General features: G+C 71.2%; 23 protein-coding genes and 1 riboswitch. Of the genes, 7 read left to right on the top strand and 16 right to left on the bottom strand.

Annotated elements, in window-relative coordinates; all coding sequences use genetic code 11:
- Positions 1-85: 85 nt before the first annotated feature.
- From KFLA_RS24165 to KFLA_RS24175, 3 genes are read left to right on the top strand one after another with little or no spacing between them, the layout of a single operon-like run.
- The gene (locus tag KFLA_RS24165) at positions 86-1,117 is read left to right on the top strand and encodes a zinc-binding dehydrogenase (RefSeq protein ID WP_012922444.1); all 1,032 of its coding nucleotides are present in this window, start codon (positions 86-88) and stop codon (positions 1,115-1,117) included.
- On the top strand, positions 1,117-1,911 hold the full coding sequence (locus KFLA_RS24170) for a sugar phosphate isomerase/epimerase family protein (RefSeq protein ID WP_012922445.1): 795 nt from the start codon (positions 1,117-1,119) through the stop codon (positions 1,909-1,911). Before KFLA_RS24165 ends, KFLA_RS24170 begins: the two co-directional genes overlap by 1 nt.
- Positions 1,908-3,227 carry an MGH1-like glycoside hydrolase domain-containing protein gene (locus KFLA_RS24175; protein ID WP_012922446.1) on the top strand — a complete coding sequence of 440 codons (1,320 nt, stop codon included), beginning with the start codon at positions 1,908-1,910 and terminating at the stop codon, positions 3,225-3,227. Before KFLA_RS24170 ends, KFLA_RS24175 begins: the two co-directional genes overlap by 4 nt.
- Here the strand turns inward: KFLA_RS24175 and KFLA_RS24180 are convergent.
- The 6 genes from KFLA_RS24180 to KFLA_RS38100 form a co-directional block, all read right to left on the bottom strand.
- On the bottom strand, positions 3,214-3,507 hold the full coding sequence (locus KFLA_RS24180; protein WP_012922447.1) for a hypothetical protein: 294 nt from the start codon (positions 3,505-3,507) through the stop codon (positions 3,214-3,216). The two genes, KFLA_RS24175 and KFLA_RS24180, sit on opposite strands and share 14 nt — an antisense overlap.
- Positions 3,504-5,093 carry a citramalate synthase gene (cimA, locus tag KFLA_RS24185; RefSeq protein ID WP_012922448.1) on the bottom strand — a complete coding sequence of 530 codons (1,590 nt, stop codon included), beginning with the start codon at positions 5,091-5,093 and terminating at the stop codon, positions 3,504-3,506. Before cimA ends, KFLA_RS24180 begins: the two co-directional genes overlap by 4 nt.
- Before the next feature lie 232 nt (positions 5,094-5,325).
- Entirely contained in the window at positions 5,326-5,724 is a 399-nt protein-coding gene (locus tag KFLA_RS24190; protein WP_012922449.1) for a hypothetical protein, read from the bottom strand.
- Positions 5,725-5,822: 98 nt separating this feature from the next.
- Positions 5,823-6,914 carry a branched-chain amino acid aminotransferase gene (locus tag KFLA_RS24195; RefSeq protein ID WP_012922450.1) on the bottom strand — a complete coding sequence of 364 codons (1,092 nt, stop codon included), beginning with the start codon at positions 6,912-6,914 and terminating at the stop codon, positions 5,823-5,825.
- Between the two features lie 90 nt (positions 6,915-7,004).
- The gene (locus KFLA_RS24200) at positions 7,005-8,054 is read right to left on the bottom strand and encodes a 3-isopropylmalate dehydrogenase (RefSeq protein WP_012922451.1); all 1,050 of its coding nucleotides are present in this window, start codon (positions 8,052-8,054) and stop codon (positions 7,005-7,007) included.
- Positions 8,051-8,200, bottom strand: coding sequence for a hypothetical protein (locus KFLA_RS38100; RefSeq protein ID WP_162471216.1), 150 nt, complete (start codon positions 8,198-8,200; stop codon positions 8,051-8,053). The genes KFLA_RS24200 and KFLA_RS38100 overlap by 4 nt, the downstream gene beginning before the upstream one ends.
- 156 nt (positions 8,201-8,356) lie before the next feature.
- On the opposite strand from KFLA_RS38100, the gene KFLA_RS24205 reads away from it, so the two are divergent.
- Positions 8,357-8,923, top strand: a complete 567-nt coding sequence (locus tag KFLA_RS24205) for an O-methyltransferase (protein ID WP_012922453.1) — start codon at positions 8,357-8,359, stop codon at positions 8,921-8,923.
- Positions 8,924-9,508: 585 nt separating this feature from the next.
- On the opposite strand, the gene serA is transcribed toward KFLA_RS24205, so the two are convergent.
- The 6 genes from serA to ilvD all read right to left on the bottom strand — a co-directional run bounded on the left by serA (position 9,509) and on the right by ilvD (position 18,193).
- Entirely contained in the window at positions 9,509-11,119 is a 1,611-nt protein-coding gene (gene serA / locus KFLA_RS24210; RefSeq protein ID WP_012922454.1) for a phosphoglycerate dehydrogenase, read from the bottom strand.
- 96 nt (positions 11,120-11,215) lie between these two features.
- Complete coding sequence (locus tag KFLA_RS24215) at positions 11,216-12,475, bottom strand: S1 family peptidase (protein ID WP_012922455.1); 1,260 nt, start codon at positions 12,473-12,475, stop codon at positions 11,216-11,218.
- 129 nt (positions 12,476-12,604) lie between these two features.
- Positions 12,605-13,624 carry a ketol-acid reductoisomerase gene (ilvC, locus tag KFLA_RS24220; RefSeq protein ID WP_012922456.1) on the bottom strand — a complete coding sequence of 340 codons (1,020 nt, stop codon included), beginning with the start codon at positions 13,622-13,624 and terminating at the stop codon, positions 12,605-12,607.
- A gap of 93 nt (positions 13,625-13,717) precedes the next feature.
- A complete protein-coding gene (gene ilvN, locus KFLA_RS24225) occupies positions 13,718-14,452 on the bottom strand; it encodes an acetolactate synthase small subunit (RefSeq protein WP_012922457.1) in 735 nt (244 codons plus the stop codon).
- A complete protein-coding gene (locus KFLA_RS24230) occupies positions 14,453-16,225 on the bottom strand; it encodes an acetolactate synthase large subunit (protein ID WP_272941265.1) in 1,773 nt (590 codons plus the stop codon).
- Between the two features lie 279 nt (positions 16,226-16,504).
- Entirely contained in the window at positions 16,505-18,193 is a 1,689-nt protein-coding gene (gene ilvD / locus KFLA_RS24235) for a dihydroxy-acid dehydratase (protein ID WP_012922459.1), read from the bottom strand.
- 70 nt (positions 18,194-18,263) lie between these two features.
- Positions 18,264-18,348, top strand: a riboswitch (ZMP/ZTP riboswitch).
- Between the two features lie 18 nt (positions 18,349-18,366).
- On the opposite strand from ilvD, the gene KFLA_RS24240 reads away from it, so the two are divergent.
- Positions 18,367-19,428 (top strand): 5-aminoimidazole-4-carboxamide ribonucleotide formyltransferase, encoded by a 1,062-nt coding sequence (locus tag KFLA_RS24240; RefSeq protein WP_012922460.1) that lies wholly within the window; start codon positions 18,367-18,369, stop codon positions 19,426-19,428.
- Positions 19,429-19,459: 31 nt separating this feature from the next.
- On the opposite strand, the gene KFLA_RS24245 is transcribed toward KFLA_RS24240, so the two are convergent.
- From KFLA_RS24245 to KFLA_RS24260, 4 genes are read right to left on the bottom strand one after another with little or no spacing between them, the layout of a single operon-like run.
- A complete protein-coding gene (locus tag KFLA_RS24245) occupies positions 19,460-19,744 on the bottom strand; it encodes a ubiquitin-like small modifier protein 1 (RefSeq protein ID WP_012922461.1) in 285 nt (94 codons plus the stop codon).
- 10 nt (positions 19,745-19,754) lie between these two features.
- A complete protein-coding gene (locus KFLA_RS24250; protein ID WP_012922462.1) occupies positions 19,755-20,846 on the bottom strand; it encodes a WD40/YVTN/BNR-like repeat-containing protein in 1,092 nt (363 codons plus the stop codon).
- A 19-nt stretch (positions 20,847-20,865) separates the two neighbouring features.
- On the bottom strand, positions 20,866-21,795 hold the full coding sequence (locus KFLA_RS24255) for a 2-hydroxyacid dehydrogenase (protein ID WP_012922463.1): 930 nt from the start codon (positions 21,793-21,795) through the stop codon (positions 20,866-20,868).
- A 9-nt stretch (positions 21,796-21,804) separates the two neighbouring features.
- On the bottom strand, positions 21,805-22,395 hold the full coding sequence (locus KFLA_RS24260) for a TIGR03086 family metal-binding protein (RefSeq protein WP_012922464.1): 591 nt from the start codon (positions 22,393-22,395) through the stop codon (positions 21,805-21,807).
- A 139-nt stretch (positions 22,396-22,534) separates the two neighbouring features.
- Here KFLA_RS24260 and KFLA_RS24265 point away from each other — a divergent pair, with 139 nt between their 5' ends.
- Both KFLA_RS24265 and KFLA_RS24270 read left to right on the top strand, forming a co-directional pair.
- Positions 22,535-23,884, top strand: coding sequence for an FAD-binding oxidoreductase (locus KFLA_RS24265; RefSeq protein WP_012922465.1), 1,350 nt, complete (start codon positions 22,535-22,537; stop codon positions 23,882-23,884).
- Complete coding sequence (locus KFLA_RS24270) at positions 23,881-25,170, top strand: class I SAM-dependent methyltransferase (RefSeq protein ID WP_012922466.1); 1,290 nt, start codon at positions 23,881-23,883, stop codon at positions 25,168-25,170. Before KFLA_RS24265 ends, KFLA_RS24270 begins: the two co-directional genes overlap by 4 nt.
- Positions 25,171-25,325 lie beyond the last annotated feature (155 nt).

Below are 25,325 nucleotides of genomic sequence, written 5' to 3' on the forward strand. Positions count from 1 at the left end.
CATCCTCCTCGGGGGAGCTGACTTCACGCATAACATCAGGACTATTGTATTTTGACAAGACCTAAGTCTCGTTCCAGGAGGTTCCGTGGCCCGCGTCGTGCAGTTCTCCGCTCCCCGCCGCGCCGAGGTGGTGGACTTCGCTCCGCCGCCGCTGCCGCCCGGGCACGTCCGCGTCCGCACCGCGTACTCCGGGATCTCGGCCGGCACCGAACTGACGGCGTACCGGGGCACGAACCCGTACCTGACCAGGACCTGGGACCCGGACGCGCGGATCTTCCGCGACAGCGAGGCCGGGGTCGCCTTCCCGGTGGTGGGCTGGGGCTACTCGGAGTCCGGCGAGATCACCGAGGTCGCGTCCGACGTCACCGATCTCGCTGTCGGCGACCAGGTCTGGGGCATCTGGGGTCACCGCAGCGAGGCGGTCCTGCCGGCCGAGAAGCTGGCCGGACACCAACTCCCGTCCGGCGTCTCGCTCGCCGCCGCCGCCTTCACCCGCGTCGGCGCGATCGCCTACAACGCGATCCTGGCCGCTCGGCTCAATCTGGGCGACCTGGTGGCGATCTTCGGCCAGGGCGTCATCGGTCTGCTCGCCACCCGCCTCGCCACTCTCAGCGGCGCCCAGGTCCTCACCGTCGACGGCATCGAGTCGCGCCGCGCGGAGTCCCAGAAGTTCGGAGCCCTCGCCTCGTTCGCTCCCGGAACCGCAGCCGAACAGATTCGCTCGTTCGGCGCCGCGGGCGGCGGTGCGGACACAGCGATCGAGCTCTCCGGCGTCTACCCCGCCCTGCACGAAGCGATCCGGTCGGTCGGCGTCGGCGGGCGGGTCGTTGCCTCCGGCTTCTACCAGGGGGACGGCAACGGGCTGCGGCTCGGTGAGGAGTTCCACCACAACCGGATCGAGCTGATCAGCTCGCAGATCGGCGGCGTACCGCCCGAGCTGGCCGGCCGGTGGTCGGTCGACCGGCTGCAGCGCACGTTCCTCGGCCTGGTCGGCAGCGGCGCCGTCGACCCCGAACCGCTGATCAGCCACCGCGTTGCCGTCGAAGACGCCGCCGACGCCTACACCCTGCTCGACACCCGTCCCGCCGACGCCCTTCAAGTTCTGCTGGAGTTCTGATGAAAACCGCTTGCCAGGAACAACTGTTGCCCGGAGCCACCCTGCAAGAGAAATGGGAGTTCGCCGTCGCCGCCGGATACGACGGGATCGAGCTGCGCGGCAAGGGCGACCTGTCGTTCCGCGACCGGTTGCCCGAACTGCGCCGGGCCCAGGCCGACGGCGTCGTGATGCCGACCGTGTGCGTCGACATGCTGCACTTCTTCGGTGCGTTCGACGCCGACCTGCGGGCCGACGCGATCACCCAGCTGAAGTCCCAGCTGTCGGTGATCGCGGAGCTCGGCGGGCTCGGCGCGCAGACGCCCGCGTCGTACGGGATGTTCTCCCGCCGGCTGCCGCCGTTCGAGCCGCCGCGGGACGAGGCCGGTGACCGCGAGGTGCTGCTCGACGGCCTGCGCACGCTCGGCGAGCACGCCGCCGCGGAAGGCGTCGAGCTGTTCCTCGAGCCGCTGAACCGTTACGAGGACCACATGGTCAACCGCCTCGAGCAGGCGGCCGAGCTGATTCAGGAGGTCGGGCTGGACTCGGTCCGGATCGGCATCGACAGCTACCACATGAACATCGAGGAGGCGGACCCGTCGGCGGCCGTCGTCGCGGCCGCGCCGTACATCGGGCATGTCCAGCTGAGCGACTCCAACCGCTTCCAGCCCGGCGCCGGCCACCTCGACTGGGCCGCCTTTTTCGGCGCACTCGATGCCATCGGCTACGACCGCTACCTGGCCGTCGAGTGCCGTCTCACCGGCGACCCGGTGGAAGCCGTGCGCTCGATCCCGTCGGTCGTCCGGCGGTACGTGTGACAGCCCCCGGTACGCCGGAAGCCCCGTCCTTGCGGCAGGCGGCCGAGCGGGTTCTGCTGGGCAACTGGACCGGCCACTCGACGGTGCCGTCACACTCGCTCTATCCCCATCAGTGGAGCTGGGACTCGGCGTTCATCGCGATCGGGCTGCGCCACCTCTCCCCGCGCCGCGCCCAGGTGGAGCTCGAGTCACTGTTCGGCTCCCAGTGGCCGGACGGCCGGATCCCGCACATCAGCTTCTCCCCCGCCGTCGCCCGGGACGCGTACTTCCCCGGTCCGGACTTCTGGCAGGCCAAGACCCACGGCAGCGTCGAGACCTCGGGCATCGTCCAGCCGCCGGTGCACGCGCTCGCCGTCTGGCTCACCCACCAGGCGGACGCCCGGGAGTCGGCGCGGCGCGGCTTCCTGGCCCGGTGCTACCCCAAGCTCGTCGCCTGGCACCGGTACCTGCGCACCTGCCGCGATCTCGGCGGCCGCGGCCTGGTCGCGATCGTGCACCCGTGGGAGTCGGGCATGGACAACAGCCCTGCCTGGGACGACGCGCTGGCCCGGATCACCCCGGCCCCGCTGGACTCGTTCACCCGGCGTGACACCGACCACGCGAGCACGGACGACCGGCCGACGGACCTCGACTACGGCCGCTACGTCCAGCTGGCCGCCACCTACCGCGACCACGGCTACGACGACGCCCGGACCCCGTTCGGCTTCGCGCTCGAGGACCCGTGCTTCAACGCGCTGCTGATCGCGTCGGAACACGCGCTCGCGGCGATCGCGCAAGCGCTCGGTCTGGACCCGGATCGCCACCTGGTTGCGGCCGAGCAGCTGACGTCGGCGCTGGCCACGCTCTTCACCGAGGGCCTGTTCCACGCCCGCGATCTGCGTCTACCTCCGCCGCAAGCCGGCGAAGTTGCCGCAACCTCAGCTGGACTCGTGCCGGCCGGGTCTGTGGCCGGGTTGGTGCCGTTGCTGGTGCCGGGGCTTTTGCAGGCGGGCGAGCTGCTGGAGACGGCCGCCGGTCCGCGGTTCCGGCTGGGCGGCGTACGGATGGTGCCCAGCTACGACCTGACCGGCCCGGCGTTCGAGGCCGGCCGGTACTGGCGCGGACCGAGCTGGTTCAACACCGCCTGGTTGATCCACCGCGGCCTGCGCGAGCACGGCCGGACCGCCGAGGCCGATGCCCTGCGCAACGACCTGCTCGCGCTCGCGGCCGGCACCGACTTCGCGGAGTACGTCGATCCGTACACCGGCGAGCCCCGGGGCGCCCGCACGTTCAGCTGGACGGCCGCCCTGGCCCTGGACCTGCTCAGCGGTAGCTGACCTCGAGCACGCCGACGATCTTGTCGAGGCGGGCGGCCACCCGCCCGGCGTCGAAGCCGTCGCCCTCGACGACCACCCGCAGGACGCAGTCCTCGAGGGAGAGCTCGAGCTCGCGGACGTCGTACGGGTTGAGCTGGACGGCGATCCGGGCCAGCAGGCCGCGGGTCTCCACCACGCGGGCGGTGAACACCGTCATGGTCCGCTCCAGCAGCGGATCGACGGCAACCGGAGCGTCGGCGGGCTGGGCGGTAGGGGTGGGGGTGGGGGCGACGAGCGTCATCGGGCCACCTCCTTGTGCCGGAGCAGGCCGAAGACCACGCCGTCGACGAGCGCCTCCCAGGACGCCTCGACGATGTTGTGGCCGACGCCGACCGTGACCCAGGACCCCTCGCCGTCGGCGGTCTGGATCAGGACTCTGATCACCGCGTCGGTGCCGTGCCCCTGGTCGAGGATGCGGACCTTGTAGTCGACCAGGTCGAACGTCGCCACCACGGGGTAGGCGCGCTCGATCGCGGCCCGCAGCGCGTGGTCGAGCGCGTTGACCGGCCCGTTGCCCTCGCCGGTGACGATCTCCCGCTCACCCCCGGCGACCAGCTTCACGGTCGCCTCCGACACCGCCTCGCCGTCGGCGCGCGACTCGGTGATCACCCGCCACGACTCGACGTCGAAGAAGCTCGCCCGCTCGCCGGTGACCTCCTCGGTCAGCAGCAGCTCGAACGACGCGTCGGCGGCCTCGAAGGTGTAGCCGCGGGCCTCCATCTCCTTGACCCGCTCGGTCACCCGGCCGACCAGGTCCTTGTCGTTGCCGAGATCGAAGCCGAGCTCGCGGCCCTTCAGCTCGACGCTGGCGCGACCGGCCATCTCCGAGACCAGCATCCGCATGTCGTTGCCGACCAGGGCCGGATCGGTGTGCTGGTACAGGTCGGGATCGACCTTGATCGCACTGGCGTGCAGGCCCGCCTTGTGGGCGAACGCGGAGACGCCGACGTACGGCTGCCGGGCCGAGGGCGGCACGTTCGTCACTTCGGCGATCGCGTGCGCGATCCGGAAGGACTCGGCCAGCCGGCCGGCCGGCAGCAGCTGCATCCCGCGCTTGAGCTCCAGGTTGGCGACCACGGCGAGCAGGTCGGCGTTGCCGGTCCGTTCGCCGTACCCGTTGACGGTGCCCTGGACGTGGGTGGCGCCGGCCTCGACCGCGGCGATCGAGTTGGCGACCGCGCAGCCGCCGTCGTTGTGGGCGTGGATGCCGAGCCGCGCGCCGGTGGTCTCCAGCACCTCGCGTACGACGTCCTGCAGCTCGCGCGGCAGCGTGCCGCCGTTGGTGTCGCAGAGCGCGACCACGTCGGCGCCGGCCTCGGCCGCGACCCGGACCACCTCCAGCGCGTACGCCTTGTTGGCCCGGTAGCCGTCGAAGAAGTGCTCGGTGTCGAGGAACACCCGCTGCCCGTGCTCGCGCAGGTGCCGGACGGTGTCGGCCACCATCCGCAGGTTCTCCTCCAGGCTGGTCCGCAGCGCCCGCTCCACGTGCGCGTCGTGGCTCTTGGCAACCAACGTGACGACCGCAGCGCCGGACTCCCGCAGCGCCGCGACCTGTGGGTCGTCGGCAGCGGTCGCGCCCGGCTTGCAGGTGGCACCGAAGGCGGCGAAGGTTGCGTGCCGCAACTGCAGCTCGGTCCGCGCCCGGGCGAAGAACTCGGTGTCCTTGGGAACGGCGCCCGGCCAGCCGCCCTCGATGAATCCGACGCCCAGGTCGTCCAGGTGCTGCGCGATGGCGATCTTGTCGGCCACGGACAGCGCCAGCCCCTCCTGCTGCGCGCCGTCGCGCAGCGTGGTGTCGTAGACGTGGAACTCGTCGGATCCGCTCACGGGGTCACCTTCCGGTGGAGGGGGGCTGCAGGCAAACAAAAAACCTCCCGCAAGGTGCGAGAGGTCTGCGCGCTCAGGTGGTGCAAGCTGAGCGCGCCTAGCCAATAATGCCCCGGAAGTTCTTCATGACATCGGCAGTCTGCCACAGCCGGTTCACCCGGTGGCGAAATGTCTCGAAAAGCGAACATCCAGTACGCCGACCAGTACTGCGGCGTCCGCGGGAGTCCAGCTGTCAGGCGGTGAGCGACCACTCCGGGGTGTCCCAGGCGGCGTAGAAGTCGTCCCGCTCCAGCGGTCGCAGGTCCCACGCGTCGCGGTCCAGCGCCTGGTCGGTCAGCCCGCCGTGCTCGTCCTCCAGCCGCTGCCACCAGTACCGGGTGATGGTCCCGTCCTCGGTGACCTGGAGCTGCCGGACGACGACCCACTCGCGCTCGTGCCAGACCGCCTCGTACAGCCAGTCGGTGCCGTCGTCGTCCGCGCGGGCACCGTACGTGCGGGCGGCGGTGCCGCGGTCCAGGTCGCGGATCAGCTCGACGGTGGCACGGAACATCTGCTCGGTGTCGGGACTCCACCCGCGCGACCGCGCGAGCTCGCAGTAGTACGCCTCGACCTCGTCCGGAAAGCCGCTCATGCCCGGACCCTATCCAGGCCACCTGAAGGATTGCTGTGAAACAGGCCGCGCCCGGAGAACCGGTGGGTTCTGCGGGCGCGGCCGGGTCGGAGCGGGGATCAGCAGATCCGGGTCGTCCAGCCGTGAGTGTCCTGGGACCGGCCGTACTGCAGGTCGAGCAGCGCGCTGCGGACCGCCGCGGTGACCGGGCCACCGTTGCCGTCGGCCACCTGCACCTCACCGCCGTCCCACTTCAGCGAGGCGACCGGGGTGATCACCGCAGCCGTGCCGCAGGCGAACACCTCGCGGATCCGGCCGGACGTGGCACCCTCGCGCCACTCGTCGATCGAGATCTTCCGCTCGGTGACGGTGTGGCCGAGATCGGTGACCAGCTTGAGGATCGAGTCCCGGGTCACGCCCTCGAGAATCGTGCCGGACAGCTCCGGGGTGATCACCGAGCCGTCGTCGAGCACGAAGTACAGGTTCATGCCGCCGAGCTCTTCGACCCACTTCTTCTCGATCGCGTCCAGGAATGCGACCTGGTCGCAGCCCTGCTCGATCGCCTCCGCCTGGGCCAGCAGCGACGAAGCGTAGTTGCCGCCGGTCTTGGCCGCGCCGGTCCCGCCGGGCGCCGCCCGGGTGTACTCCTGGCTGAGCCAGATCCGGACCGGCTTGACGCCGCCGGTGAAGTAGGAGCCGGCCGGCGAGGCGATCGCGCAGTACGTCACCTGGGCCGACGGCCGGACGCCGAGGAACGGGTCCGAGCCGAACATGAACGGCCGCAGGTACAGCGAGGTCTCGCCCCCGCCGGGCACCCAGTCGCGGTCGATCTCGACCAGCTTGCGCACCGAGTCGAGGAACGCGGCCTCGGGCAGCTCCGGCAGCGCGAGCCGCCGGGCGGACCGGTTGAACCGGGCCGCGTTGGCGTCCGGCCGGAAGGTGTGGATCGAGTCGTCGGGATGCCGGTAGGCCTTCATCCCCTCGAAGATCGTCTGGGCGTAGTGGAACACCGCGGTCGCCGGAGACAGCTCCAGCGGTCCGAAGGCGGTGATCCTCGCGTCGTGCCAGCCGAGCTCCGCCGTCCAGGTGGCGATCGCCATGTGGTCGGTGAAGTGCTGCCCGAATCCCGGGTTCGCCAGGATCGCGGCGCGCTGGTCGTCGCTGGCCGATTGGGTGTTGGGCTCAACGGTGAACTGCAGATCGGCGCTCATCTCCGCACCGTACCTCTGGTCGCAGTGGTCAGGCGAGCGTCCGGACGGCCGCCGGCCGGGGCTGTCCAGGACCCGAGCAGAAGCATCTCGTCACCCGGCCGCGCGCTTGGCGATCGCGTCACCGATCTCCGCGGTGCTGCGGGCGGCGCCGGAGCGCTCCTCGATGTCCGCGGTGACCGCGGCCTCGATCGCCGCGGCGGCCTCGGTCAGCCCGAGGTGGTCGCACAGCAGCGCCGTGGACAGGATCGCAGCGGTCGGGTCCGCCTTCTGCTGACCGGCGATGTCCGGCGCCGACCCGTGCACCGGCTCGAACATGCTCGGCGCGGTCCGGTCCGGGTTGATGTTGCCGCTCGCGGCCAAGCCGATGCCGCCGCTGATCGCGGCCGCCAGGTCGGTGATGATGTCGCCGAACAGGTTGTCGGTGACGATCACGTCGAAGCGGGCCGGGTCGGTGACCAGGAAGATCGTCGCGGCGTCCACGTGCAGGTAGTCGACCGCGATGTCGGGGAACTCGGTCGCGACCGCGTCGACGGTCCGCTTCCACAGGTGGCCGGCGTGCACCAGCACGTTGTTCTTGTGCACCAGCGTGAGCTTCTTGCGCGGCCGCGCCTGGGCCCGCGCGAACGCGTCGCGCACCACCCGCTGCACGCCGTACGCCGTGTTGACCGACACCTCGGTGGCGATCTCGGCCGGGGTGCCGACCCGCAGCGCGCCGCCGTTGCCGACGTACGGGCCCTCGGTGCCCTCGCGGACGACGACGAAGTCCACCTCACCGGGGTTCGCCAGCGGCGAGCCGACCGAGGGGTAGATCTTCGAGGGGCGCAGGTTCACGTAGTGGTCGAGGGCGAACCGCAGCTTGAGCAGCAGGCCACGCTCGAGCACCCCGGACGGCACCGTCGGGTCGCCGACCGCGCCGAGCAGGATCGCGTCGTGCTTGCGGATCTCCTCGAGCTCGGCGTCCGGCAGCGTCTCGCCGGTCGCGTGCCAGCGCCGCGCCCCCAGGTCGTACTCGGTCCGCTCGAAGGTCACACCGTGCACCGCGCTGACCGCGTCGAGCACCTTGAGCGCTTCGGTGGTCACCTCGGGGCCGATCCCGTCGCCCCCGACGACGGCCAGCGTGAAGGTCTTCTGGGTGCTCACTTCTTGGGTTCTCCCCCGTTGTCGCGGCGGTTGATGGCTTCCTGCACCGCCCGGGTCTCGGCCCTGACGGCGTCGTACTTCGGCCGCCGGCGCCGGGGCGCCTTGCGCTCACGCCCGTCCACGGCCGGCCAGTCGGCTGGATACATGTCGTACATGCTGCTCCTCCCGGAAGGGTCTGCGGGCGGCAGGGTGCTGCAGAATTTACTCTGGCGTCCGACTAAATCACCACTATGCGGGCACTCTGTCCCGCGATGTGAGATTCCGGTGACGACGCCGGACCGAAGCTGTGCAACTCTCAACCGGTGAGTGCTCCTCCAGAACTGCCGCCGCTGGTCTCAGCGGCCCTCAGCCTGTCCGGCCGGCGCGGCTTCGTCAGCTCGACCCGCAACGAGACGGGCCGGCTGCTCGCCACCCTCGCCGCGTCCCGGCACGGCATTCTCGGCGAGCTCGGGACCGGCTGCGGCGTCGGCTCGGCCTGGCTGCGCAGCGGTGCCGCCGAAGGGACCCGGATCGTCACCGCCGAGAGCGATCCGGAGCTGGCCAAGGCGGTCGCCGAGATGTTCGCCGAGGACGAGCGGATCGAGGTTGTCGAGGCGGACTGGACCGCGCTGATCGAGCGCGGCCCGTTCGCCCTGCTGTTCGTCGACGCGCGCGAGGCGAAGCTGTCCGCCCGCGACGTGATCGCCGAGGTGGTCGAGCCGGGCGGTTTCGTGGTGCTCGACGACTTCACCCCGTCGGCCGTCTGGCCGCCGATGTACGAGGGCCGCGTCGACACGCTGCGCCAGGAGTGGCTGCAGGACCAGCGCTTCACCACTGTCGAGGTGATGGTCGCCCCCGACGCCGCCGTCCTGCTCGCCACCCGCCGCTGACCCTACCCCCACCCCACTCCACCCCCACCGCCCCTGCCTGCCCCTGCCCCTGCCCCTGCCCCTGCCCCTGCCCCTGCCCAGGCTCGTCTGTGCGGCTCTGATGGGTTAACCCATCAGGTGCATGGTTGGCCCACCAGATTCTCGTGGGCCAACCATGCACCTCAAGGGTCAACCCACGAGACGCGGCGGGGCAGCGGCTGGGGCGGATGTCGCTTCGGGGTGGGAGGTCCCCCGGGCGCACAACAGGATGTCCCCGGGGCGAACAAACAGGTGGGCCCGAGCCGCGGCTCCCGGGTGGGAGGGGCTCGGGCCCTGGCCGGCCGCCATGCGCCTGCGGGCGGCCGGCCGGTCCTGTCCTTCCAGTGTGACTTCCGCCGGGGGTCAATCGCTCCCCCGGCGGGTGTCGGCGTCGCTGCGGGATGCCTCCGACCTCGCCGGCGCCTGCTGGACGAACTTCGATCGTGGAAGTCGCCCGGAGCGGTAGCCAAGCCCCGGGATTCGTGCCTTCTCTGCCGCTCGGGGATCCAGCCCGGCGTCCGAAACGGTGACGCCGTGGCGCCGTTCTCTTCGGACGCTGGTGAGGAGTCAGGCCTCCAGGTCGACCGTGCGGGCGGTGTCGGCCTGGACGGCGGTGGCGATGTCGTCCAGCAGGGCCGGGGTGATGCTGGAGTCGACGCTCAGCGCGACCAGCGCCTTGCCGCCCTTGCGGTCCCGGCTGACCTGCATGCCGGCGATGTTGATGTCGGACTCACCCAGAATCCGGCCCACCTGGCCGACGATGCCCGGCCGGTCCTCGTAGCTGAGGAACGCCAGGTGCTCGGCCAGCTCGACCTCCAGGTCGAACCCGTCGATCTCGACCAGCCGCTCGGACTGCTTGACGCCGACCAGCGTGCCGGAGACCGACACCTGCTCGCCGTCGGCCAGGGTGCCGCGCAGGGTGATCAGGTTGCGGTGCTCGGGGCTGTCGTGGTCGGTGAGCAGCCGTACTTCGAGGCCGCGCTCGGCCGCCAGCAGCGGAGCGTTCACGTACGAGACGTTGTCCTCGACGACGTCGGCGAACACGCCCTTCAGCGCGGCCAGCTCGAGCACCTTCACGTCGTACTGCGTGATCTCGCCGCGGACCTCGACGTCGAGCTGCTGCGCGACGCCACCGGCCAGCGCGGTGAAGATCCGGCCGAGCTTCTCGGTCAGCGCGATACCGGGCCGGACGTCCTCGGCGATCACGCCGCCCTGGACGTTCACCGCGTCGGGCACCAGTTCGCCGCTGAGCGCCAGCCGCACGGACTTGGCCACCGCGATGCCGGCCTTCTCCTGGGCCTCGTCGGTGGACGCGCCCAGGTGCGGGGTGGCGACGACGTTCTCGAACTCGAACAGCGGGGAGTCGGTGCACGGCTCCTTGGCGAACACGTCCAGCCCGGCGGCCGCCACGCGTCCCTCCTTGAGCGCGGTGTACAGCGCCTGCTCGTCCACGATGCCGCCACGGGCCGCGTTGACGATGATGACCTCGGGCTTGACCTTGTGCAGCTGCTCGTCGCCGATCAGGCCGATCGTCTCCGGCGTCTTCGGCAGGTGCACGGAGATGAAGTCGCTGGCGGCCAGCAGCTCGTCGAGGGAGGCCAGCCGGACCCCCATCTGCGCGGCGCGGCCGGCCTGCACGTACGGGTCGTAGGCGATCACGTTCATGCCGAAGGCGGCCAGCCGCTGGGCGACCAGGACGCCGATCTTGCCCAGGCCGACGATGCCGACGGTCTTCTCGAACAGCTCGACACCGGAGTACTTGCTGCGCTTCCACTCGCCGTTCTTCAGCGACTGGTCGGCGGCCGGGACCCGGCGGGCGGCGGCGAGCAGCAGCGCGACCGCGAGCTCGGCGGCGCTGACGATGTTGGAGGTCGGCGCGTTGACGACCATCACGCCGGCCTGGGTGGCGGCCTTCACGTCGACGTTGTCCAGGCCGACCCCGGCCCGGGCGACGACCTTCAGCCTCTTCGCCGCGGCCAGCGCCTCGGCGTCCACCTTGGTGGCGCTGCGGATCAGGATGGCGTCGACGTCGGCGATGGCGGGAATCAGCTCGGCGCGGTCGGCGCCGTTCGCGTGCCGGATCTCGAAGTCCGGCCCGAGCGCCTCGACGGTGGCGGGCGACAGCTCTTCGGCGATCAGGACGACGGGTCGGGTGGCGGTGGCTGCTGCGTCAGGCATGACAGACAACTCCTGCGGAAGCGGTAGGGGGCTCGAAGGTCAGAGCACCGCGCTGTGCCCGCTGGCACCGATGCTACCAGTCGCCCGGTGGACGTCTCAGTCGGTGTCACAGCCCGGGCGGTTGGCGAGCGTCTTCGCGCCGTCGATCCGCAGCCGCTGCTGCTCACGAACGAGGTGGTAAAGGATCTCCAGCTGGCCGCAGGTCTTGCCGTTCGCGCCCGCGCTGGTCGGCGAGAAGAGCACGGTGAACGTCATCCGGGCGTCCGCGTCGCTGCCGCCGCCGGTGGCGGTCACCGCGGTGATCACCGCGCCGAACGCGTACGACGTCCCGTGCTTCTTCGCGTCGCCGCCGGGGGTGTTGAGCCGCTCCACCCGGTCCGAGTAGGTGGCCTGCATCGCGGCGAAGTCGTGCTGGTTCAGCGTGTCCAGGTACTCCGCGAGGGTCCGCTGGACCTCGCCGGCCAGCGGGGTGTTCGCGACGGCCAGGTCGGGCTCGACCGGGCTCTGCGGCCCGCGGGCCTGGCAGGTGCCGATCGGCTCCGGGACGAGCGCGGGGTCCGGACCGGCGAAGCCGCGCAACTCCTCCAGGCCGATCACCTTGCCGGTGGCAACGGTGTCGCCGGTGACCAGACCGATCACCCGGCCGCGGTTGTCGAGCAGCGGAGCACCGAGCGCGCCGCCGTCGACGATCTCGGTCAGCTTGCGCGGCTCGTCCGCCGTACCGGCCTGGGCGACGGCCTGCTCGCCGGACAGTTGGTAGCTGACCAGGGCCCGGTCGGCGGACGGGTCGGGCAGCTCGGGAGCGAGCGTGGCGGTCGGTTTGTCCCGACGGCCGGCCATCCTCAGCACGGCGATCCCGTTCGGGTTCACGCCGAGCACGTCGGCGCGCCGGACCTTGCCGTCCCGGGTGAGCAGACCGACCGAGACGGGCTTGCGGATCGCCGAGGCGGCGGTGAGCACGATGCCGTCCGGCAGCAGCACGCCGGTCGCCTGGCCGGTGCCGTCGCAGGTCGTCGCCAGCACCTGGACCAGGGACGGGCCCACGGTGTCCAGCACCTCGCCCGCGTCGAGGCTGAGACTCTGGGCGCGCACGAGCCAGCCGGCACCGGCGCCGAGAACCAGCACGAAGACGATCAGCGGAACCAGGAACCGGATCCGCAGCTTCGGCGGGCCGCCCGGCGCGGCTCCGTCGCGCCGGGCGACGGGCATCCGGGGGCGCGGCTGGATCGCGGTCTGCGGACCGGTGGCCCGCGACGGTCCGCCGTCGTGCTCAGCCGCCCAGCTCGGGACCCGGCGAGGCGGTCGAGGCAGCTCGCGGCGCGGGCCAGGCAGCCCGTCACTGCCCTGCTCAGCCATCGCCTGCCTCCCCTTGCCGGTCGGCACCGATTCTGTCAGACGACAGAGCGACGCCCGGGCCACCGCGGGGGCGGTCCGGGCGTCGCTCAGGCGTCAGTACGGCGTACGCAAACCCGCTGCGGCCTCGGGTCAGCGCGCGGCGGTGCCCTCGACGTAGTCCTCGTCGTGCGACTTGACCCACGCCATCAGCGCGCGCAGGTCCTTGCCGACCGCCTCGATCGGGTGCGACTCGCTCTGCTTGCGGAACTCCGCGAACTCCGGCGCGCCGGCGTCCTGGTCGGCGATGAAGCGGGCCGCGAAGGTGCCGTCCTTGATGTCGTTCAGCACGTCCTGCATCCGCGCCTTCACCGACGCGTCGATGATCCGCGGGCCGGACACGTAGTCGCCGTACTCGGCGGTGTCGGAGACCGACCAGCGCTGCTTGGCGATGCCGCCCTCGTACATCAGGTCGACGATCAGCTTGAGCTCGTGCAGGCACTCGAAGTACGCGACCTCCGGCTGGTAGCCGGCCTCGGTCAGTGTCTCGAAGCCGGCCTGGACCAGCGCGGAGACACCACCGCAGAGCACCGCCTGCTCACCGAACAGGTCGGTCTCGGTCTCCTCGGTGAAGGTGGTCTTGATGCCGCCGGCGCGCAGGCCGCCGATGCCCTTGGCGTAGGCCAGCGCGAGGTCCCAGGCCTTGCCCGAGGCGTCCTGCTCGACCGCGACCAGCACCGGGACACCACGGCCCTCGGAGTACTCGCGACGGACCAGGTGACCCGGGCCCTTCGGCGCGACCATGAAGACGTCGACGCCGGCCGGCGGCTTGATGTAGCCGAACCGGATGTTGAAGCCGTGCCCGAAGACGAGCGCGTCACCATCGACCAGGTTCGGCTCGATGGCTTCGGTGTAGAGCGCCCGCTGGGCCGGGTCCGGCGCCAGCACGACGATCACGTCGGCCTCCTCGCACGCCTCGTACGGGGTCAGCACGCGCAGGCCCTGCGCCTCGGCCTTGGCCCGGCTCTTGGAGCCCTCGGGCAGACCGACGCGGACGTCCACGCCGGAGTCGCGCAGGGAGAGCGCATGCGCGTGGCCCTGGCTGCCGTAGCCGAGCACGGCCACGTTGCGGCCCTGGATCACCGACAGGTCGGCGTTGTCGTCGTAGAACATTTCAGCTGCCACTTGGAGCTCGTCTCCTTGGTTTCTGGATGAGGGCCGGCGCCGGTACGGCGTACGCGGGCCGGCCGGGGTGGTTCGCGGCGCTCAGCCGTGCCGGGCCGGCGCGGCGGGGCGACCCGGCGGCGGCGCCGGCACCGGGTGGGACGGGGAGCCGGACGGCTGCCCGCCCGGGGTGGACTGACCACTCGCTGAGCCGGTCGGGGCCGACGCGGTCGGAGTCTGCGCCGGGGTCTGTGCCGTCGCGGTCTGGCCGGCCGGGCGGGCCTGCAGGGCCGGCGCGCCGGACGCCACGTGCGGCGGCGGCACCGGGACCGGGCGCAGCGTGCGGTCCGAGATGGACCGGCCGCCCCGGCCGATCGCGACCATGCCGGACTGCACCAGCTCGCGGACGCCGAACGGTTCCAGCACCCGCAGCATGGCCTCGAGCTTCTCGGGATTGCCGGTCGCCTCGATGGTGATCGCGTCCGGGGCCACGTCGACCACCTTCGCACGGAACAGCTGGACGGTTTCCAGCACCTGTCCGCGGGTCAGGGTGTCGGCCTTCACCTTGACCAGGAGCAGCTCGCGCTGCACGGTCTGGGTCGGCTCCAGCTCGACGATCTTGATCACGTTCACCAGCTTGTTGAGCTGCTTGGTGATCTGCTCCAGCGGCTGCTCGTCGACGCTGACCGCGATCGTCATCCGGGAGATCTCCGGGTGCTCGGTCGGGCCGACCGCGAGCGAGTCGATGTTGAATCCCCGGCGGGAGATCAGCGCGGCCACCCGGGCCAGCACACCGTGCTTGTTCTCCACCAGGATGCTCAGGGTGTGTTTCGACATTTACAGCTCCTCGGAGTCCCAGTCGGGCGCCATGTCGCGGGCGATCCGGATGTCGTCGTTACTGGTGCCGGCGGCAACCATCGGCCAGACCATCGCGTCGCGGTGCACGACGAAGTCGACCACCACCGGCGCGTCGGTGACCGCCATCGCCTTCTCGATGGTCGCGTCGACCGACGCGCGGTCGGAGCAGCGCAGGCCGACACCGCCCATCGCCTCGGCCAGCTTCGCGAAGTCCGGGATCCGGGCCGAGTGCAGGTCGGTGTTGGAGTAGCGCTTGTCGTAGAACAGCGTCTGCCACTGCCGGACCATGCCGAGCGACTGGTTGTTGATCACCGCGACCTTGATCGGGATGCCCTCCAGCGCGCAGGTGACCAGCTCCTGGTTGGTCATCTGAAAGCAGCCGTCGCCGTCGATCGCCCAGACCGTCTTGTCCGGCCGGGCCACCTTGGCGCCCATCGCCGCCGGCACGGAGTACCCCATCGTGCCGAGGCCGCCGGAGTTCAGCCAGTGCAGCGGCTTCTCGAAGGGCAGGTAGTGCGCGGCCCACATCTGGTGCTGGCCGACGCCGCTGGTGTAGATCGCGTCCGGCCCGGCGATCTGGCCGATCCGCTGGATCACGTACTGCGGCGACAGGCTGCCGTCCTCCGGCTCGTCGTACCCGACCGGGTACTTCGCCCGGACCGACTCCAGCAGACCGCGCCAGGCGCTGTAGTCCGGGGTCTTGCCGGTGCCGGAGATCTCTGTCCGCAGCGCGGTAACCAGGTCGGCGATGACCTCCTTGCAGTCCCCGACGATCGGCACGTCGGCGGTCCGGTTCTTGCCGATCTCGGCCGGGTCGATGTCGGCGTGGATCACCTTCGCGTCCGGCGCGAACGAGTCGAGCTTGCCGGTCACCCGGTCGTCGAAGCGGGCGCCCAGCGTGATCAGCAGGTCGGAGCGCTGCAGGGCGCCGACCGCGGAGACCGAGCCGTGCATGCCCGGCATGCCGAAGTGCAGCTCGTGGGTGTCGGGCAGCGCGCCGCGGGCCATCAGCGTGGTGACGACCGGGATCCCGAGCAGCTCGGCGAGCTCCTTCAGCTCGGCCTCGGCCCGGGCCCGGATCACGCCGCCGCCGACGTACAGCACCGGCTTGTCGGCCGCCGCGATCAGCCGGGCCGCCTCGCGCACCTGCTTGGGGTGCGGGCGGGTCACCGGCCGGTAGCCCGGCAGCGAGAGCTCGGTCGGCCACTGGAAGTCCACCTTGGCCTGCATCGCGTCCTTGGTCACGTCCACCAGGACCGGACCGGGACGGCCGGTGCTGGCGATGTGGAAGGCCTCGGCGATCGTGCTGGCGATCTCGTTCGGGTCGTTGACCAGGAAGTTGTGCTTGGTGATCGGCATCGTGATGCCGCGGATGTCGGCCTCCTGGAAGGCGTCGGTGCCGATCGCGGCGCTGGCCACCTGACCGGTGATCGCGACCATCGGCACCGAGTCCATGTAGGCGTCGGCGATCGGGGTGACCAGGTTGGTCGCGCCCGGGCCCGAGGTCGCCATGCAGACACCGACCTTGCCGGTGGCCGAGGCGTAGCCCTGGGCCGCGTGGCCGGCGCCCTGCTCGTGACGTACCAGGATGTGGCGGATCTGGGTCGAGTCGAGCATGGGGTCGTACGCCGGGAGGATCGCGCCGCCCGGAATGCCGAAGACGGTGTCCACCCCGGCGTGTTCCAGTGCGCGGATCAGAGCCTGTGCCCCGGTCAGCTGCTCACTCATGAGTGCCTTCCCTTGTCCAGTCACGATGTTGGCTTCTCAGCGACCGATCCATGCTCGCTCGTGCTTGTCGTCCGGGAACGTCCGGGTCTCAGATCGTCGCCCTGGCAACAAAAACGCCCCTCCTGCCGGGTTGGCTGAAGGGGCGCGCTCGACTCGGTGGTCGCGTCAGTCGGCGCGCCGCACAAGTACGAGGAGAATCGATCGCATGCAGGTAACAGTCCCCGACCGGCGACGGCCGGTCAAGTTTCAGGACCATCTGTCTCAGGTGATGAGATCACTGTCTTAGATGCAGACGGCGCTGTCTCAGATGCAAACGGCGCCTTCCGAGGCCGACCGCACCAGCCGGGTGTACTTGCCGAGCACTCCGCGGGTGATGGCCGGCTCCTTCGGCGTCCAGCCCTGGCGGCGGCGCTCCAGCTCGTCGGCGTCGACGTGCAGCTCCAGGGTCCGGTTCTTCACGTCCAGCGTGATCCGGTCGCCGTCGCGCACGAAGGCGATCGGCCCGCCGTCGACGGCTTCCGGCGCGACGTGGCCGACGCACAGGCCCGTCGTACCGCCGGAGAAGCGGCCGTCGGTGAGCAGCAGGACGTCCTTGCCGAGGCCGGCGCCCTTGATCGCGCCGGTCACCGCGAGCATCTCGCGCATGCCCGGACCGCCCTTCGGGCCCTCGTAGCGGATCACCACCACGTCGCCGGCCTGCATGGTGCCGTCCTCGATCGCGTCCATCGCGCCGCGCTCGCCGTCGAAGACCCGCGCGGTGCCCTCGAACACGTCGGAGTCGAAGCCGGCGCTCTTCACCACCGCGCCCTCCGGCGCCAGCGAGCCGTGCAGGATGGTGATGCCGCCGGTGCCGTGGATCGGCCGGTCCAGCGCCCGGATGATCACGCCGTCGACGTCCGGCGGCGCGATGTCGGCGAGGTTCTCGGCCATCGTCTTGCCGGTCACGGTCAGGCAGTCGCCGTGCAGCAGGCCGGCGTCCAGCAGCGCGCGCATCACCACCGGGATGCCGCCGACCCGGTCGACGTCGGTCATCACGTACTGCCCGAACGGCTTGAGGTCGCCCAGGTGCGGCACCTTGTCGCCGATCCGGTTGAAGTCGGCCAGGCTCAGGTCGACCTCGGCCTCCCGGGCGATCGCCAGCAGGTGCAGGACCGCGTTGGTGGAGCCGCCGAGCGCCATCACGACGGCGATCGCGTTCTCGAAGGCTTCCTTGGTGAGGATTTGCCGGGCGGTGATGCCGTTGCGCAGCAGGCCGACGACGGCCTCGCCGGACCGGCGGGCGTAGCCGTCGCGGCGCCGGTCGACAGCGGGCGGCGCCGCGGAACCCGGCAGGGACATGCCGAGCGCCTCCGCCGAGGCGGCCATCGTGTTCGCGGTGTACATGCCGCCGCAGGCGCCCTCGCCGGGGCAGATCGCGCGCTCGACGGCGTCGACCTGCTCGCGGGTGATCAGGCCGCGCACGCAGGCGCCGACCGCCTCGAAGGCGTCGATCACCGTGACGTCCTTGTCGCCGAGCCGGCCGGGCATGATCGACCCGGCGTACAGGAAGACGCTGGCCAGGTCGAGGCGCGCGGCGGCCATCAGCATGCCGGGCAGGGACTTGTCGCAGCCGGCCAGCAGCACCGAGCCGTCGAGCCGCTCGGCCTCCATCACGGTCTCCACCGAGTCGGCGATGATCTCCCGGCTGACCAGCGAGTAGTGCATGCCGACGTGGCCCATCGAGATGCCGTCGGAGACACTGATCGTGCCGAACTCCAGCGGGTAGCCGCTCGCCGCGTGCACGCCGTCCTTGACCGCCTTCGCGAGCCGGTCGAGCGACAGGTTGCACGGGGTGATCTCGTTCCAGCTCGACGCGACGCCGATCTGCGGCTTGGCCCAGTCGTCGTCGCCCATCCCGACGGCGCGGAGCATGCCCCGCGAAGCGGTTGCCTCGAGCCCGTCGGTCACCGTACGGCTGCGGGGCTTGATGTCCGGAGTGCTGTTCGTCACCATGCTCCGACTGTATTCCTGCCCGGCCCCTTGGTCGCTCGGGGCACCGGGACCGGCCCCGGCGGCGCTAGGCTGTGGCCGCCGCGACTGGCGAAGGTGGAGTACCACCGGGGAGCGGCTGCCGGACCTGTTAGGCGTCGTCCGCCTGGGCGCCTCCGACGTTCCCGGAGGCCCCGATGCACCTGCGCCACGGCATGAACCCGCACCAGCCCGCCACCGTCACCCCGCTCGACGGCTCGCCGATCACGGTGCTGCACGGCGCGCCGTCGTACATCAATCTCCTCGACGCGCTGAACGCCTGGCAGCTCGTCCGGACCGCGAGCACCACCTTCGCTCGCCCGGCGGCGACGTCGTTCAAGCACGTCTCCCCCGCGGGTGCGGCGCTCGCCGGGCCGCTCGACGAGGTCCAGCGAGCCACCTTCGGCGTCGACCGGCTCGGTCCCGTCGCCAGTGCCTACGCCCGGGCGCGCGACGCGGACCCGAAGTCGTCGTACGGGGACTTCGGCGCCGTCTCGCACCCGGTCGATCCCGAACTGGCGGAACTGTTGCGCCGGCTGAGTTGCGACGGGGTGATCGCGCCCGGGTACGACGAGAGCGTGGTCGGCACGCTCTCGGCGAAGAAGCGCGGCGGCTTCCTGGTGCTGGCGGTGGACCCGGCGTACGAACCGCCTGCTGAGGAGGTCCGCGACGTCTACGGTCTTCGGCTCACCCAGCACCGCGACGATCTGCCGCTCACCCGCGACCTGCTCGACCCTGCATTGCCCGACGCCGCCGCCCGGGACTTGTTGCTCGGGCTGATCGTGCTGCGCTACACGCAGTCGAACTCGATCGCGCTGGTGCGGGACGGGATGACGATCGGCATCGGGGCAGGCCAGCAGTCCCGCATCGACTGCACCCGGCTCGCCGGCGCCAAGGCCGACACCTGGTGGCTGCGTCGTCACCCGTCCGTCGTACCGGATCCCGGCCTTCCGCTGTCGGCCCGGCAGGCGGCACACCTCGCGGCTGTCGACCGCCTCTGCCCCGCCGACCGTACGCCGTGGCTGGCCGGCCTCACCGACGTCGCGATGGTCTCCGACGGGGCCATCCCGTTCGCCGACAACATCGACGAGGCGGCGCGGCACGGCGTACGGACCCTGGCCGAGCCAGGTGGATCGCTCCGTACGCCGGAGGTGGTCGCCGCCTGCGCCGCGCACGGCATCACCGCCACGCAGACCGGCGTCCGCCTCTTCCATCACTGAAGCCTGGCCGACGTGCTCGGCCGCGGGCGGCTCAGCCGCCCGCAACGCTCGGCAGGACGAGCAGTTCGGCGCCGTCGGGCAGCTTGGTGTCCAGGCCGTCCAGGTCGCGGATGTTGTCGTCGCCCAGGAAGACGTTGACGTGCCGCCGCAACGTCCCCTGGTCGTCGGTCAGTCGCCGCCGCAACGCCGGATGCTGCCGCTCCAGCGTCGCGAACACCGACCCGACCGTCGCGTCCGCCGACGGCTCGACCTCGACCCGCTCTCTCCCGTCGGCGAACGGACGCAACACCGTCGGCAGCTTCACCTGGATCGTCACGTCGCCACCTCTAGCTCAGCACTGCCGCGCGGATGGTCAGGACGTCGGGCAGGTGCCGCGCGACCTCGGTCCAGGTGTCGCCCGCGTCCGCACTCGCGTAGACGCAGCCGTCCCGCGTCCCGACGTACACCCCGGCCGGCGATCCAGCGTCCACGCACAACGCGTCCCGCAGGACCGGCGCGTACGACGGCACGTCCGGCAGCCCCTTCGTCAGCGGCTCCCAGGTCGCCCCGGCGTCGCGGGACCGGAAGACCCGGCACTGCGCGTCGGTCGGGATCCGGTTGCCGTCAGCGATCAATGGGAAGACGTAGACCGTGTCCGGCTCGTGCGGGTGCACCACGATCGGGAAGCCGAAGTCCGAGGGCAGGCCGTCCGCGATCGACTTCCAGATCGCGCCGCCGTCGTCGGAGCGGTAGACGCCGTGGTGGTTCTGCGCGTACAGCCGGTCCGGCGCGTCCGGGTGCGCGGCCAGCTTGTGCACGCACTGGCCGAACTCCGGGTCGGGATCGGGCAGGAAGTACGCCTTGATCCCGTGGTTGGCCGGGCGCCAGGTCCGGCCGCCGTCCTCGGTCTGGTAGACCCCGCCGGTCGACATCGCCACGCTCATCCGGTCGGGGTCGGTCGGGTGCGGCAGCACGGTGTGGATCGCCTGACCACCGAACCCCTCACCCCAGTCCTTGCGGTGCGGGTGGTCCCACAGGCCGCGGACCAGCTCGAACGTCACCCCGCCGTCGGTCGACCGCCACAGCGACGAGGGCTGCGCACCGGCGTACACGACTCCGGGCTGGTCGGCCGGCGCGGGCTGGATCTGCCAGACCCGCTCGAGCGAGGCGCCGGCGTCGGCCGGGAAGCCGATCGAACCCTCCGGCGGCTCGTCCCAGCTCCGGCCGAGATCGTCGGAGTGGAACACGGCCGGGCCCCAGTGCTCGCTGGTGCCGCCGGCGAACAGGCGCGGGCGGTCCCCGCGCGTGTCCACCCCGACCGAGTAGACCCCCTGCATCTCGAAGTGCGGCCCGTCGAGCGTCCAGTGCTCCCGCCCGGCGTCGCTGCGCCCGATCCAGAGTCCCTTCTTGGTTCCGATCAGCAGTACGGCCTCGGACATCGTCGTCCTCCAGGTGTGTCTAGCGTGGCGGCCCTGCCACCACGTTGATCAGGGGTTCGCCGGTGACGTACCGCTCCAGCTGGGCCCGGACCAGCCGGGCGACCCGCGGCGCGAACGCCGTCGAGGCACCGCCGCGGTGCGGGTTGATCAGCACGTTCGGCGCCGACCAGAGCGGGTGACCGGCGGGCAACGGCTCGGGGTCGGTCACGTCGAGCGCGGCCCGGATCCTGCCCGTGCCCAGCTCGGTGACCAGCGCGGCCGTGTCCACGACGACGCCGCGGGCCACGTTGACCAGCAGGGCGCCGTCCTTCATCCGGCCCAGGAACTCGGCGTTCACCAGGCCCTTCGTCTCTTCCGTCGCCGGGGTCAGCAGGACGACGACGTCGGCACGCGGCAGCAGTGACGGCAGCTCGGTGATCGGCGCGACACCGTCCCGGGCCCGTCGCGCCACCCGGATCACGTCGCACTCGAACCCGGCCAGCCGCCGCTCCAGCGCCTCCCCGATCGAGCCGTAGCCGAGGATCAGTACGGTCCGGTCCGCGAGCGAGTCGTCGATGCCGGGATCGTCCGGCCAGATCCCGGCCTGCTGGTTGGTGACCGCGGTCGGGATCCGGCGGTAGGTCGCGAGGATCAGCCCGACCGCCAGCTCGGCCGTCGACGCGTCGTGCACGCCGCGCGCGTTGCAGAGCGTCACGTCCCGCGACAAGTGCGGCAGGACGTTCTCGTAGCCGGCCGTCTGGGTCTGCACGACCTTCAGCGCCGGCATCTCCCGGACCATCTCGACGACCCGGGAGCTGCCCATGTAGCTGGGCACGTAGAACTCGACCTGGTCAAGGTCCGGCGGCAGCTCACCCCCCGCGTAGAACGACGCCTCGATCCGCTCGGGCAGCCCGCCAAGGAAGCTGCCGGGGTCCTTCCACGGCAGCCACGTGATCACCGAATCAGCCATGCCCAGAACCTACTCGGCACCGCCGACAGTAGGCGACCGTTCGGTCGTCATCCCTGCACCGGCAGGCGATCGGCCGGTGATGCCGACCAGGCGGTCCAGCAAACTGGCGTCCTCCGGCACCCGCACCGGCGTACCCCACAACTCCGGTACGGGCGGCTGCCGGAGGAACTCGGCGACATGGTCGTAGCAGGCCTGGGTCGTCTCCGCCGGGAGCTCGAGGTCCTGCCCGGTCGCCTGCGCCAGGTCCCACCCGTGCACGACGAGCTCGGTGAGGGCGATCTTGCCCCACTCCGCTCGGCTCAGCCCGAGCCCGGCGAGATCCGACGTGCCCTCCCACGCGGCCGGACGTGCCCAGGCCGTGGACAGCCGCTCCACTCGCACCGCGAGCGTCTCCCGCCATCCGGCCGCCGCGAAGTCCAGCGGTTCACCGCTGCCGTCGCCCCCGGCCGCGCCCGCGAACCCCCGCGCGCCGTCGTCCACGTGCGCGATCAACTGCCGCACGTCGTACTCCGCGCACGGCGTCGGCCCGCCGAGCGCCTCCTGCGGGATGCGCTGCACCACCGCAACCAGCGCCCGTCCGGCCGGTCCCAGATCGATCATCGGTTCCTCCTCGTGTCCCCGGCGACGTCGGAGCCGCCGGCACCGTCTCGACATCCAGTCGCAGAAAAATTTCCACCCATCCGCCCGGGCTCCGTCGTAGTCTGACCGGGTGCCTTCGACATCGGGTTTTGCCTCAGGTGTGGAACACGATCGGGCGGTCGGACGACTCCGGGCGTCCTACCAGCGCATTCCTCCCGGTGCACCGGTCCGGCTGGCCAAGCGCAGCTCCAACCTCTTCCGGCCCCGGGCCGCGGTCGAGACGCCCGGCCTCGACGTCTCCGGGCTGACCGGCGTCGTCGCCGTCGACCCGGACGCCCGGACCGCCGACGTCCAGGGCATGTGCACCTACGAGGACCTGGTCGCGGCCACCCTGCCGTACGGGCTGGTCCCGATGGTCGTCCCGCAGCTCAAGACGATCACCCTCGGCGGCGCGGTCACCGGCCTCGGCATCGAGTCGTCCTCGTTCCGCGCGGGGCTGCCGCACGAGTCCGTGCTGGAGCTCGACATCCTCACCGGCGCCGGCGAGATCGTCACCGCCCGCCCGGCCGGCGAGCACGCCGACCTGTTCCGGACCTTCCCGAACTCCTACGGCACCCTGGGCTACGCCACCCGGCTGCGGATCGAGCTCGACCGGATCTCGCCGTACGTCGCGCTGCGGCACGTGCGGCTCGGTCTGGAGGAGCTGGCCCCCGCGATCGACGAGATCGTTGCCACCGGCACATACGCCGGCGAGCCGGTGCACTTCGTCGACGGGGTCGCGTTCAGCCCCACCGAGGCGTACCTGACGCTCGGCCGCAACAGCGACGCCGCCGTACAGACCAGCGACTACACCGGCCAGCAGATCTACTACCGGTCGATCCAGCAGCGCCCTACGGACTTCCTCACCGCCCACGACTACCTGTGGCGCTGGGACACCGACTGGTTCTGGTGCTCGGCGGCCTTCGGCGCGCAGAACCGGTGGGTCCGCCGGCTGTGGCCGAGCCGGTGGCGGCGCAGCGACGTCTACCACAAGATCATCGGCCTGGAGAACCGCCACCAAGTTGCCGCGCGCATCAATCGGCGTCGCGGCCTGCCCGACCGGGAACGCGTCGTCCAGGACGTGGAGATCCCCGCCGCACAGCTGGCGGGGTTCCTGCGCTGGTTCGACGCGGAGGTCGGCATGCGGCCGGTCTGGTTGTGCCCGCTGCGGCTGCGCGGCGACGAGCCCTGGCCGCTCTACCCGCTCGCCCCGGGCACGACGTACGTGAACGTCGGTTTTTGGGGCACGGTGCCGATCGCTGCCGGCGCGGCCGACGGCGACGTGAACCGCCGGATCGAGGCCGCGGTCGCCGACTTCGGTGGCCACAAGTCGCTGTACTCCGACGCGTACTACGACCGGGACACCTTCGACCGGCTCTACAACGTCCCGGCGCTGACCGAGGTGAAAAAACGCTACGACCCCGACGCCCGGCTCACCGGGCTCTACGAGAAGGCGGTGACGCGCCGATGACGGCGACCTTGGCGACGCAGATCTCCATTGCTCAGGCACTGACCGCCGTGACGCCGGACGGGCTCCCGTTCCGGTTCACCGCCTACGACGGCAGCGCGGCCGGCCCCGAGGACTCCCCGATCCACATGCACCTGGCGACCGAGCGCGGCCTGTCGTACGTGCTGACCGCGCCGGGCGACCTCGGCATGGTCCGGGCCTACGTGCAGGGCGACCTGGAGATCGAGGGCATGCACCCCGGCAACCCGTACGAGCTGATGCGGACGATGCTGAACCACCTGCACTTCAAGCGCCCGACGCCCGCGGAAGCCCTGCGTATCGTCCGCGGCCTCGGCTGGAGCCACCTCAAGCCGCCCCCGCCGCCGCCCCAGGAGCACCTGCCGAAGTGGCGGCGTACGTTCGAGGGTTTGCGTCACTCCCGCACCCGCGACAAGGCCGCGATCCACCACCACTACGACGTCTCGAACCGGTTCTACGAGCTGATCCTCGGCCCGTCGATGACCTACACCTGCGCGGTGTATCCCTCGCACGAAGCGTCGCTGGAGCAGGCCCAGCACGAGAAGTACGACCTCGTCGCCCGCAAGCTCGACCTGCAGCCCGGCCAGCGCCTGCTCGACGTCGGTTGCGGCTGGGGCGGCATGGTCCGGCACGCGGCCCGCGAGTACGGCGTACGGGCGCTCGGCGTCACCCTGTCGGCCGCGCAGGCCGAGTGGGCCGCGCAGGCCATCAAGCGCGAGGGCCTGGAGCACCTCGCCGAGGTCCGCTTCCTCGACTACCGCGACGTCGACGAACGCGACTTCGACGCGATCAGCTCGATCGGCCTCACCGAGCACATCGGCATCCGCAACTACCCGTCGTACTTCGGCTTCCTGCTGGACCGCCTGAAGCCCGGCGGCCGGCTGCTGAACCACAGCATCACCCGCCCCGACAACCGCCTGCGCTCCACCGGCGCCTTCATCGACCGCTACATCTTCCCCGACGGCGAACTCACCGGCTCCGGCCGCATCATCACCGAAGCCCAGGACGCCGGCTTCGAGGTCCGCCACGAGGAAAACCTGCGCGAGCACTACGCCCTCACCCTCGGCGCCTGGTCCGAGAACCTGCAAGCCCACTGGGACGAGGCCGTCGCCGAGGTCGGCTACCCCACCGCCAAGATCTGGGGCCTCTACCTGGCCGCCTGCCGAGTCGGCTTCGAACGCAACAACACCCAACTCCACCAGGTCCTCGCGGTCAAACTCGACGACCAGGCCAACGCCCACTTCCCACTCCGCCCCACCTGGGGCAGCTGAGCTCCTCCTTCAGTGCTGTTGGCAGAGGGTGCTTCCCCGAGCGGGAAGCACCCTTTGCTGTTGAGCCGGGGGGTCAGGGATTTTGACCGAGAGGTCGAGGCGGGTGGGCGTGATGCTGCGGTTGCCGGCTCGGTCGCAGGACCAGGCGACGAGGG

The organism is Kribbella flavida DSM 17836, from assembly GCF_000024345.1.
Classification (GTDB): domain Bacteria; phylum Actinomycetota; class Actinomycetes; order Propionibacteriales; family Kribbellaceae; genus Kribbella; species Kribbella flavida.

Bases quoted from the DNA above. Each gene is read 5' to 3' on its own strand.
- KFLA_RS24170 (WP_012922445.1), top strand. From the start codon at position 1,117: ATGAAAACCGCTTGCCAGGAACAACTGTTGCCCGGAGCCACCCTGCAA.
- KFLA_RS24180 (WP_012922447.1), bottom strand. From the start codon at position 3,507: ATGACGCTCGTCGCCCCCACCCCCACCCCTACCGCCCAGCCCGCCGAC.
- KFLA_RS24190 (WP_012922449.1), bottom strand. From the start codon at position 5,724: ATGAGCGGCTTTCCGGACGAGGTCGAGGCGTACTACTGCGAGCTCGCG.
- KFLA_RS24195 (WP_012922450.1), bottom strand. From the start codon at position 6,914: ATGAGCGCCGATCTGCAGTTCACCGTTGAGCCCAACACCCAATCGGCC.
- KFLA_RS38100 (WP_162471216.1), bottom strand. From the start codon at position 8,200: ATGTATCCAGCCGACTGGCCGGCCGTGGACGGGCGTGAGCGCAAGGCG.
- serA (WP_012922454.1), bottom strand. From the start codon at position 11,119: ATGCCTGACGCAGCAGCCACCGCCACCCGACCCGTCGTCCTGATCGCC.
- KFLA_RS24215 (WP_012922455.1), bottom strand. From the start codon at position 12,475: ATGGCTGAGCAGGGCAGTGACGGGCTGCCTGGCCCGCGCCGCGAGCTG.
- ilvC (WP_012922456.1), bottom strand. From the start codon at position 13,624: ATGTTCTACGACGACAACGCCGACCTGTCGGTGATCCAGGGCCGCAAC.
- ilvN (WP_012922457.1), bottom strand. From the start codon at position 14,452: ATGTCGAAACACACCCTGAGCATCCTGGTGGAGAACAAGCACGGTGTG.
- ilvD (WP_012922459.1), bottom strand. From the start codon at position 18,193: ATGGTGACGAACAGCACTCCGGACATCAAGCCCCGCAGCCGTACGGTG.
- KFLA_RS24240 (WP_012922460.1), top strand. From the start codon at position 18,367: ATGCACCTGCGCCACGGCATGAACCCGCACCAGCCCGCCACCGTCACC.
- KFLA_RS24250 (WP_012922462.1), bottom strand. From the start codon at position 20,846: ATGTCCGAGGCCGTACTGCTGATCGGAACCAAGAAGGGACTCTGGATC.
- KFLA_RS24255 (WP_012922463.1), bottom strand. From the start codon at position 21,795: ATGGCTGATTCGGTGATCACGTGGCTGCCGTGGAAGGACCCCGGCAGC.
- KFLA_RS24260 (WP_012922464.1), bottom strand. From the start codon at position 22,395: ATGATCGATCTGGGACCGGCCGGACGGGCGCTGGTTGCGGTGGTGCAG.
- KFLA_RS24270 (WP_012922466.1), top strand. From the start codon at position 23,881: ATGACGGCGACCTTGGCGACGCAGATCTCCATTGCTCAGGCACTGACC.